This is a genomic window from Fibrobacter sp. UWEL (assembly GCF_900142535.1).
Taxonomy (GTDB): domain Bacteria; phylum Fibrobacterota; class Fibrobacteria; order Fibrobacterales; family Fibrobacteraceae; genus Fibrobacter.
The window spans coordinates 1-10,586 of the sequence record NZ_FRBE01000040.1 but is presented as its reverse complement, the minus strand read 5'-3'; the positions used below and the strand labels follow the sequence as shown (position 1 = coordinate 10,586).

General features: G+C 41.6%; 5 protein-coding genes. All 5 read left to right on the top strand.

Annotated features, from left to right (window positions below; translation table 11 throughout):
- Window positions 1–82 precede the first annotated feature (82 nt).
- The gene (locus BUB59_RS14565) at window positions 83–2,230 is read left to right on the top strand and encodes an NACHT domain-containing protein (protein WP_234980084.1); all 2,148 of its coding nucleotides are present in this window, start codon (window positions 83–85) and stop codon (window positions 2,228–2,230) included.
- A 17-nt stretch (window positions 2,231–2,247) separates the two neighbouring features.
- Window positions 2,248–3,429, top strand: coding sequence for an FISUMP domain-containing protein (locus BUB59_RS15070; RefSeq protein ID WP_083540366.1), 1,182 nt, complete (start codon window positions 2,248–2,250; stop codon window positions 3,427–3,429).
- A gap of 37 nt (window positions 3,430–3,466) precedes the next feature.
- Window positions 3,467–5,470 (top strand): LEPR-XLL domain-containing protein, encoded by a 2,004-nt coding sequence (locus BUB59_RS14550; protein WP_073231324.1) that lies wholly within the window; start codon window positions 3,467–3,469, stop codon window positions 5,468–5,470.
- The gene (locus tag BUB59_RS14545; RefSeq protein ID WP_073231322.1) at window positions 5,398–10,215 is read left to right on the top strand and encodes a hypothetical protein; all 4,818 of its coding nucleotides are present in this window, start codon (window positions 5,398–5,400) and stop codon (window positions 10,213–10,215) included. The genes BUB59_RS14550 and BUB59_RS14545 overlap by 73 nt, the downstream gene beginning before the upstream one ends.
- A 104-nt stretch (window positions 10,216–10,319) precedes the next feature.
- Window positions 10,320–10,586: transposase (locus BUB59_RS14540; protein ID WP_200778795.1), on the top strand; the 267-nt coding region annotated here is incomplete at its 3' end.

Genomic DNA, 10,586 nt, shown 5'->3' with positions numbered 1-10,586 from the left:
ATATTTCAAGAAGGTTCGTTTGGGCAATGTTGCCTAAGTCAAACAAGTTCAACTAAGAATGCAAATTTTTCTGTTGAAAAAAGTGAACCATTATAGTGCGGATTTTATATTAATTTCGCATGACAGTATTACTGAAGAAGAAGTAGCTATTGCAGTAATAGTCAAGGTTGGTTCTATTTCTAATTCTCTGGAAGATGTTGAACGACAGGTTGCTCAATCGAAGACGAACCGAAGAAAACAAAACGGAGATGAATTTTCGGTTCGAAAATTTTGGGTGGTGACAAACAACACCATTTCCAATAATGCAAAGGCGCAGATAAACGAAAAATTTAAAAATAATGATATTGACTTTTGGGATTATCAAAAAGTTATAAAAATGTGTGATAAGTATTTGGGTGATGATTGGTTGGAACCGCATCATTCGACAAATACATTTTTGCAGACGAAACGGCAGTATTTTGTGGATATGATGTCAAGGAATTCTTTGGCCCAGAATTTAGGGGAATTCTCTTTAAGGCAAACCGTTGTTGAACGAAAGGCCGAATACAATAGCAATCTGCAGAAGAATGATCCGCCGAAGAAGGTAAATGTCTTGGAGTGCGCCAAAAAAAGGAAAATGATTCTGCTTGAGGGGGGATTTGGTTCTGGCAAAACTCGCATGCTCCATCAGATTGGCCTTGATTTGTGTGACCAAAAAAATGATGAACACCCGTTGATTCCGATTTATTTGACATATCAGGATTTATGTACCAAATATAGACTCGATGCAGACGAAGTTGTTCTCAAGGAAATAGAAAAGAGTGTTCAGGATGAACTGCAAAATGACGGCCAGTACCTGTTCCTTATAGATGGTGTTGACGAAGCGAACTTTCCTGATCGTGAAAAAGCAGAAAAGTTATTCGAATTTTATCAAAAAATAGACTCAAAAAATGTGAATGCGGTCCTGGCGACTAGAAACATAACGCCGCTGTTTCAAAAAGAAGAAAGACTTAAGAGTGACTGTCGTGTATTAGAAATCCGTCCATTATCTACAACAGAAATAATCCGCTACATCTTAAACGTCTGTAAAAGAGAAAATCTTTCGAATAGGGTGTTTTCGGATTTAAGCAGTAATGATTTGTTTAAGGATATTGCGAAAATTCCCATTACGGCGATTTTACTTGCGCAAATACTAAAAAACGATGTGAAAGATTTGCCTTCTACATTGCCGGAACTATTCCTGAAATTTGTGGAATTGTCGCTAGGAAGATGGGATGTAGAAAAGGGCTTGTTAGCCCAAAAACAGTATGAAGCTCTCGATGCTATTGCGACCGATATCGCGATATACATGTTTGACAACTCCCTTACGCAAATAGGCGAAGACGAGGCGAAAGGGTTCTTTGCAAAATATGTAAATGAGCGCAACACTGGATTGAGTGTTGAAACCCTATATAGACATTTGGTGGATAATTCCGGTATTGTGACGGTATATGATGAATGTTTTTCGTTTAAGCATCGCGCGATTTTGGAATTTCTGTATGCTAGAAGGAAGGCTTTGGAAAAGACACTCCCTATCAACAAGCAAATGTTGACTCTAAATTGGCAAAATGTCTATTACTTTTATTACGGATGCCTGAAAGACTGCCCTGATGAAATTAAGGCGTTCAAGAACCTCGAATGCAGTAACACATTTGAAAAAATGATGAAGCTGTTTTTTGCGCCGAACTTCCTCTTAGCGGCATACAATACACCATATAATGTCATATCTGAAACGTTGTCTAGCGCATTCAATGAGTCTGGTCACATCTATCTTGAGATGAAAAAGGATGCCGATTGTCCCTTCTTGCGCTTTTCGGAGATGAATTTTCTGTGGTTCTTCCAGATGTTGATGAGGAATCTGTATTCCTACAATTTCTTCAGAGATGCCATAGAAAAATATCTGGTGGATTTAGACTCAAATAAAATTACCGAACCCGATGCTTACACGCTGTTCTTTATTTCTATGATATGCGTGACATTGAAAATCGACAAGCCTACAGATTTCTTGTTCGATATGCAAAATAAGTTGCCAGCCCAGATTAAGCTGGGGCTTTTCCATGAGGTTAAATCCGAAAAGGACTTGTCGGAAAAAGCGACAACTTACATTAAGAAAATGACTAACAAATTGAAAAGAAATGGTTTTGCCGATAAGGGATTCTTGAAAACCCTTTACAATGAACCTTTAACGATCAAAGCAAAAAAGAAAGTTTAATAACAGGAGAATGGATAATGAAAACGATTAAGAAAATTGGTTTGGTGAGTGTTGTTGCATTTGCGATGCTTGCGTTTTCGGCTTGCGATGACTCGTCGTCGGCTAGTTCCGACGAAACAGGTGTTTCCAGTTCGTCGGTAGAAACTTCTGATTTAGATGAGTCGTCATCTTCTGTTGACAAGAAGTCGTCGGGAAATGAATCTACGGAAAAAGACAAGTCTTCCAGTAGTGTCAAGGGTTCCGAGCCCGCCGAAGTGTCCAGCAGTTCCGCAAAAGAAACAAAGAACTCGTCCGACTCCAAGAGTTCAAGTTCTGTGAAGACTGGTGGTTCTTCCAGCAGTAATAAGGACAAATCTAGTTCGTCGGTTAGTTCGTCTTCGAGTGAAATAACCGACTATGTTGGGTTGCCCTGTGAAGGCATACTTTCAGATGGAAATACGGGAAAAATATATTTGTGCGTGGATGGACGATATGTGCTTTATGTGCCTACGGAAAGTTCCAGTTCTGGGCCCTATGAACCGTTCGATCAAACCCTGCCTTTGGAAAGATTATCCGAAAAATATAAAACCTTTACTGACTCGCGCAATGGCCGTGTTTATTATTACTTGACGATTGTCGGCCGTGATACGAACTATGTCAAGGATTCCATACAAGTTATGGCGCAGAATTTGAATATTGCCGATGTCACCTTGAAGGGCGGTGAAAACATGACCGACGACACGAAAATTGAGCGCTATTGCTATAATGACGACACCACCAAGTGCGACCGTTACGGCGGCCTTTACCAGTGGGCAGAAATGATGGGCCTCAATGATAGTTGTAATACAAGGAGTTGTGCCCATTTGATTCAAGAAAATCATCAGGGAATTTGCCCCAAAGGCTGGCGAATAATGAATATTAATGATTTTCAAATAGCTCTGACAAGTACCGATGATCACGCGAACGGCCTTCGTTCCGGTTATATTTTTTCTGGCAGCAATAAGAGCGGACTTTCTCTTACCGGGTCGGGAGCTTATTTTAATCAAGGAGGTTTCGCGGATTTAGATTCAGCGTTTTACATGTTTTATCCCTCGGAATCTGTTTTCCAAGATAAGGTTCTGGCCCTTGATCAAGTTATATCGCGTTATAATGATGGCGCGGGGGCTTCAAGAGGTTCAAAATTTGATGCTCATTCCGTCCGCTGCATTAAGTTGAAATAAATTTTTACATCAATAACAAAAATCCAAGATAATCAACATGTCTAAGAAATCTTCCAAGAAGAACTCTCAAAAAAATTTCAATATTGAACCCCTTGAACCGCGCCTGCTTATGGCAGCCCATAGTGACATATTGATGGGGGCCATAGATGCTATTGAATCTTTTGACAGTGTTACAGCTAACCCGGCTGCAGACGAGGTCGATGGGCTCAAACAGCAGATTGTGGGAGATTTCAATGACTATAAGGCAGAAGTCAATGCGGCGATTAATTCAATAGATTGGAGCACCTTTACCCAGGCGGAAGGACAGAGCCTTCAAGATGCTGTTGGTGAATTTGTTGGTAATAAAATCCAGAGCTCAGAAATAAATGTGGGTTATACATCGGGAATTCTTGAATTCTCCTCGACCAAAAGTATGGACCTTTCAAGCATACCAGGCATGGCAATCTCGAATCAGGTTTCTGCAGATGCTTCTGTAAAACTTGATTTGGTGGCCGACAGTAATGGCGATTTGACGGCGTCCTTGAATAACGCTAGTTTGAGCGTTGGTAATCTGGGCGCTGCAGCGACCTTCATGGGAATCAACATTCAGGAAAAGGACATTAGCGATGATAACGACCTTGTGGTGTCGGTTGACAAGACCAACGGCAACAAAGTCGATGTGGACCTGGAATTCGAAATAACCAATCTTCCGTCGTCCCTTTTCTCGGTCGATTCTAGTTCGCACCTCAAGGTATCCAGTATCCAAAATCCGTACGTGACGTTCCCGGATGTATCCTTCAATTCATCTGTATTCGACCTGGATTCCGTCATTCAAAAGATCAATACGGTCAAACTGCCGGGAAATCTTTCGCTTTCGAACCTCGATTCCCTGAAGGGAAATATAGCCAAGGCCTGCGCTATGTACCATTTGGCTGCATCGACAGACTCTGCTGTGGCTGTCGATGCGGACTTATTTAGCAATATGGTAAACAAGTTCATTGGGGTTACTTCTGGTATTACACTCAATGGGACAAAACTGGAATTCAAGTTGCAGCAGTCTATGCCTTCTGATTTGGATATGGGTCTGTTTAAGGTGAGCAATGTTGCTGGCGACTTGGTGCTTACTATGGATTTGAGCAACAAGGATAACCCCAGTGTCGAAAGTGTTAAGTTGAACGTCTGTGCGACGTCTTCCATGGCGGTGAATACAGGTTTGCTCTATGTGGATCTTGAAAACGCCAACTTTAACGCATTTGTCGAGATTGTTGCCGATGGCTCTGATTACAAGATTGGACCATCATCGAATATTGATTTAGGCTTCGACAAGGTGACCCTTAAGTCGGGAAACTCCGCTAGTGCGGTCGGTATATTTGAACTTGATAATGTGGCTTCGGGAAGTGCGGAATCCTTCAAGTATGACATTACGACGGGTGAATGGGAATACCCCGATGCATTAAAGGATTATACAAACATTACCGGCAGCAACCTTGTCAATAGACTTGAAATGGCCATCCAAACCCTTTTGTTCCAACTGCGTAATCAAATTACGAAAGGGACTTCTGCTGAAGCGCTTGGATCTATTGCCAAGGATTCCTTGGGTTCAATAATTGACTATGCCGGAAAGCTAGAGACCTTTGAAACAGAGCTGCTTGACAAGAACGAAACTTTCTACAAGGGTGCATTTGAAAACCTAGATGAGTTTATTGAAAAACTGAACAATAATTGGACATCTATATTCGGGGGAACTGCGGCGTCGAATCTGATAACCATGACCTTGTATGATAAGAACGATGTTGAAGTTTCTGGGTCCAATATTGCAAGCGGAAATATCCAACAAATTGGGAAAATTAATTTCCTCTTTAATATGGATATGAAGTTTACAAGGAAAATAGATCTTTCCCTTGGCGCCATGCTTGGCAAAGGGTCCTTTGCCAATGTGAAAACCAGTGGCGATGCTGATTTTGAGGCAGGTGTCAATTGGTTTTTGACATGGATGTTCAGTTTAAGCGAGAAACGCTTGAGGACAGTGATGCCATATTTGCAGATGCTTTCTCGGGTGTGACCACTGCGGTAAACGAGAATTATTATACCGTCAAGATTGCAAAAGATACTTATGACGCTTCGACTGCGTTTGAATTTAAGGACGCCTCTGGCAAAACGCTGAGCTATGATTTTTTAGACAATCGCCTGTATATTTACGGTGATTCTGGTTTTGCCATAAGTAGTTCCAAAGTCAATACTGTAGAAAAGAGCCTTTATGATTTGAACTTAAGCGGAAACGATGTGCAGACAACTAGCCTAGTAAAAGTCAATTCTGCAACGAACAAGATAAATTTAGAGTTCAAAGATGATGCAGGAACAATGCACTCAGAGGAAATAGTCCTTAAGGATGACCTGAGTGTATCAGGCGTTACATGCCAGGATTTACAGCATGCCTTGGAACTGTTCTTGAGAAAGACGACGTTTCAAAATGAAAATAATGGTACTTCTAAGGAGAGTACCTACGGAATATATGTCGTTTATGTAAGGGACTCATCTACCGCGGGGGAATACGAGATACGCTTTGGCTGTGATGCAAAGAAGATGATGAAAGCGTCGTCGTATAGCCTGGAATCTTGCTCGGTGGATGGCAGAACTTGTATGGTGCAGGATATGCGTGTGTCCGGAGCCTTTGATGCAGAAAAAGATGTTGACAAAATTACGATAGATTCACAAGAAATTGATGTCTCGGAGTGCAATACCGTTGCGAGTGTGTATCAGAAAGTTAAATCTTCAATTACAGGAACGGACATCTCCTTAAGTTTTGATGGGACGAATCTCGTATTTACTTCTGCCAATACGTTGAGTATCAAAAAAGATTCTACGGCTGTGAGTTCGGATTCAGAAGATTTTGTAATTGCTCCAAAGAATGGGTCGTCGATTCGTGTTGATTTGGGTAATATTTCTTCAAGTACGACATTGCTTGAAGTTGTGCAAAAGATTGAAACTTACCTCGTCGGGACGACTATAACGATTGATTATGCAGGTAAAGACCACATTGAGTTCAAAAGCTCCGGGGAATTTTCAATTGAAAGCCCGCATACAAATAAAATTCTGAAGGCGCTGGGTTTTGGAGACAAGAATAAATCGGTTTATTATGAAGAGCATGGCGTTGGTGAATATCGTGTTTTCGGGTCCCCCATTGGTGAAATGGATTGGACAGAACTTATTAAAATAGGCAATGAATGGTCGGTAAATGCGGGCATCAAGGCTAGCCTTACCAATATTAATGCCTCGGCTACACTCGGTTTCCTTGGCGTTGGTATTACGGCATCTGGTGAGTTGGGGTATACATTGGGGTTTGATTCCACTAATCCCCAAAAGACGACTGAAGGTCTTGGTACTTTTACAAACAAACTGAATGTTGATGTTAATGCGTCAATAGGTGGTGTAGATAAAAAGATTTTGAATGCGACTAATTGCGCCCTTACTGATGGTTCTGTAATCAAATTTGATAATTTGGTTAACACCTTCAAAACAAGTATTAGTCTTGATCCGTTCTTAAGTGGCATTTCAAATTTCTCCATAGAAACAGTCTATGGAATGGTGACTGATTTTGCTAAAAAAATTGTTGAAGCCACGGATGGCATGAATTTTGAAATTCCGCTTATCAATAAGAAGGTGAGTGACCTTGTAAATGTGGCAGATTCTGTATTGAGTGTTGTCGATACCTTGCGTGCAGAAAATGTTACCGATATACAGTCATTTGCAATGTATTTTTCAAAATATTTAGAAGATGCTGGTTTGACTGTGAATCCTGGTGTTTCAACGTCAAACCCAAAGATTGTCGATTTGAAGTGGGATAATGTTAATAAGGCCATTGAATTTGACTTTGATTTAATGAAAATTTTTGGCGGCGATGATGGCTTTGATTTGAATTTCGGTCAAAGTGGTAAAGGCATTAATGGTCATGCCAATCTTGGCTTGACTGGCGGACTTTGGTTCAAAATGTCCGCGTTGGTTAGTGCAAATAATGGTTTTGTGTTAAAAGATAGTGGAATAAAGTTTGGAGCAAATATCGGTATTTCCGGCTCTAAACTTTCTTTTGATTTAGGTTTTAACGCTGGTGTTACCAATATGGATTTGCTTAGGAACCTTATCAAGGTGGGTTCTGATGGCGATGATTCGTTTATTCATATGAAAGCCTCTTTTGAAGGGGAAATTGGGAGTGACGGTAGTCATGTGACTGCTGTGACTTTTGATAAAGATAATCCTCCCTATTCTGCCAACGCAACAATACTTGGTCGATTGCCCATAAGTATCAAGGGGTATACCTTGGGGAATATTTACTTGGGTAAATGGAATAGTGCTAGTAATACTGTCGTTGGTGGAGATATCAACAACTATGCAGTAGCAAAATCAATGGCGGACGTGTTTGGTTCTTTGGATGTTAAAAACATAGGTTTTTCTATGTTAATGTCTGAAGCCGATAAAAGTGGTTTGATTGATGGAACGTTGGTGGCCGATTTTAGCGAAGTCTATACAAAAATTCAAAGTCTTGGGTCGGGGGATATTGATTTCTTTGACAAGATTAAGCTTGCCGTTGCCGGCTTAGATGAACTGTTCACGCGTATAGAATCCGGTTTGAACGGAAAAATTATGTCCCAACTCAAGGATATGCCCGTAATGGGTGATGCGTTGAGCAATGGAGTTGATTTCTTGAGCGCTATCAGGGATCGTGTACTTGAACCATTCTCAGATTTTGTTTACGAATCCACTGGTTTCAATGCGAAAATGATTGCGGAGAAGTTGGGCGAACTTTTTACTTCCGATTTGACAAGTGTGACGGGAATTTCTCAATACGGTATAACTGATGCATGGTCGCTCGCGGATGGCATTGCTTACAGAAGCGGTGCGGAGTATGCGGAATGGTTCCTTAAATTGAGTGATATATACCGAATTGGGACAGATTTGGGTTTTGACCTTGGAATGCCTGGATTGGAAATTGCGGGCGATGGCGGGGTTAGCCTTGAAATTGGCTGGAATCTGCAGTTTGGCTTTGGAATATCAGAGCAAGATGGATTCTACTTCTTCTTCAATGAAGGAGACGAAAATGAGTTTACGGCTGGGGCGAAAGTCCATTTTGCTAAGGGTTCTAAAATTAATGGATCCATTTCTAAACTTGCCATGCAGTTGGAAATGGATGACGACGATTTGGCTGAGTTTAGTTTTAATGTTGACTTGGGTCAGCAACGAGTAAATCACATTTCTAACGTGATTTCGAGTATTACCCCTGATGTGGTTGCAAGAACGAACATCTCGGCTGGAATTACTGTTGGCTTCGGTAAAATTGAAGATGGTAGCTCGTCAAGTAAATATCCCAAGTTTAACGGAAATTTTGACTTTGAGTGGGATGTGTTTAAGGGGGTGACTCGGCTTGGTTTTTCCAATATGACCATTGACGTGGGAACTTTTGTTTCGAATGTCCTTGGCCCTGTTGTTAACCGCGCTAAAGAAGTCATTGAGCCGATGAAGGAACTCATAGACTTCTTGACAACACCATTCCCCGTCTTGGATGACCTTGGCGTTGAATTGACCCCGCTGAAACTTGCCAAGATGTACAGCAAGAATCCGGATTTCGATGATTCGTTTATCTTCGAGGTCAAGGAAATAGTCAACATTGCGGATAAAATTTTTGCATTTGGGAAAGCTTCAAAAGATGGTGATGTATATATAGAATTGCCTAATTATTGGCTGATTGGTGGAATAAACTCTTCTGGTTCCTCTGCTGCAAATAATTTTATCCAAGGCAAGGCTAAATCTACGACCTTGGATAATTCCAAGTATATGGATACCACAGCCAAACCGACGCTGGTTGACCCCGACGGTAAGGTTTCAAGTAATGGCCTAAGCGACATCGTTAATTCGTCTTCTTCGGATTCTCATTGGAATTTCTTCTGGCAGGATATGCAAGGGGCGTATAGGCTTCTGCTGGGGGAGGATATCGACCTTGTCCATTATACGATGAGTCCCTTGAATTTTGAATTCAGCTGGGATACCTTCTTCCCTGTATATGGCCCGCTGGGAGTGCGCCTGGACATTGCTTTCGGTGCAAATATCAACCTTGGCTTTGGCTATGATACCTACGGAATTCGCCAATATATCGGCAGTGGCTGGAAGGATTACGGTGCCTTAGTCAACGGTTTTTATGTGGATGACCTACATAATGGTAAGGATTCTAGCGAACTTGAATTCTATGGCGGTGTCAAGGCCTCTGCTGAGTTCAACGGCGGAATCATTAAAGGCGGCGTAGGCGGTGGTGTTACGATAACCACTGGTTTGGATATGTTCGATCCCAATGAAGACGGAAAGCTGCGCTTGAAGGAATTCAAGCAGACTGCGGAAGATTTCGGGGTGATGGGCATGTTTGACCTTAAGGGCAAAATAAGCGCGGAACTTTTCGCCTATGTGGAGTTCCTGTTCTATACTGAGGAATGGGACATAACAGGCGAAATAACCCTGTTTGATTTTACCGCTAATGTAAATCGTGATCTTGATCCTGTCATGGCTCATGAAGATGAAGACGAAGGTGACGTTATCGCAAATGTGGGTGATAATTCGCAGGAAAGAGTCTATAAGGGAGGGGCAAACAATTCCCTTGAGGACGGCCAAGAAACGGTAGAATTCGAATTAGATGGTGATAGAGTCATATGGAAAGGTAATGAAGAGCATAGTGTTACCGTTGATACTAGTAAGGGTGGCAGGTTAATTATCAAATCTGGAGCGGATGTTGATAGGATCGTTGAAGATGTAATTTTCTTTCTGTAAAATCAATAATTCATGAAAAAAGGCCCGTTTAGGGCCCTATAAACAAAAAGTGGAGTTTCCACATCCTATTTTTGGTTTTGCGACAAATCAAAAAGGAATCAATTATGGAAAACTCCGAAAACAAATATAGTTTCGACCCGACAATTTTGAAAGCCCTAATCGAGCAGGGACCCGACTTTCTGATGGATCTTTTCAGACTCGCCATGAACGAGGCCATGAAATTGGAACGGGAGAACTTCCTAAATGCAGGGGCTTACGAACGCTCCAAAAATCGTTTGGATTACGCGAACGGTTTCAAACCCAAGACTCTTAATATGCGGTCCGGGCAGGTCACATTTGCCATCCCGCAGACTCGGAACAGCGGCTTCTAC

What these genes read in the sequence shown, in the direction of transcription:
- BUB59_RS14545 (WP_073231322.1), top strand. Translation starts at nt 5,398, where the DNA reads ATGGATGTTCAGTTTAAGCGAGAAACGCTTGAGGACAGTGATGCCATA.
- BUB59_RS15070 (WP_083540366.1), top strand. Translation starts at nt 2,248, where the DNA reads ATGAAAACGATTAAGAAAATTGGTTTGGTGAGTGTTGTTGCATTTGCG.
- BUB59_RS14550 (WP_073231324.1), top strand. Translation starts at nt 3,467, where the DNA reads ATGTCTAAGAAATCTTCCAAGAAGAACTCTCAAAAAAATTTCAATATT.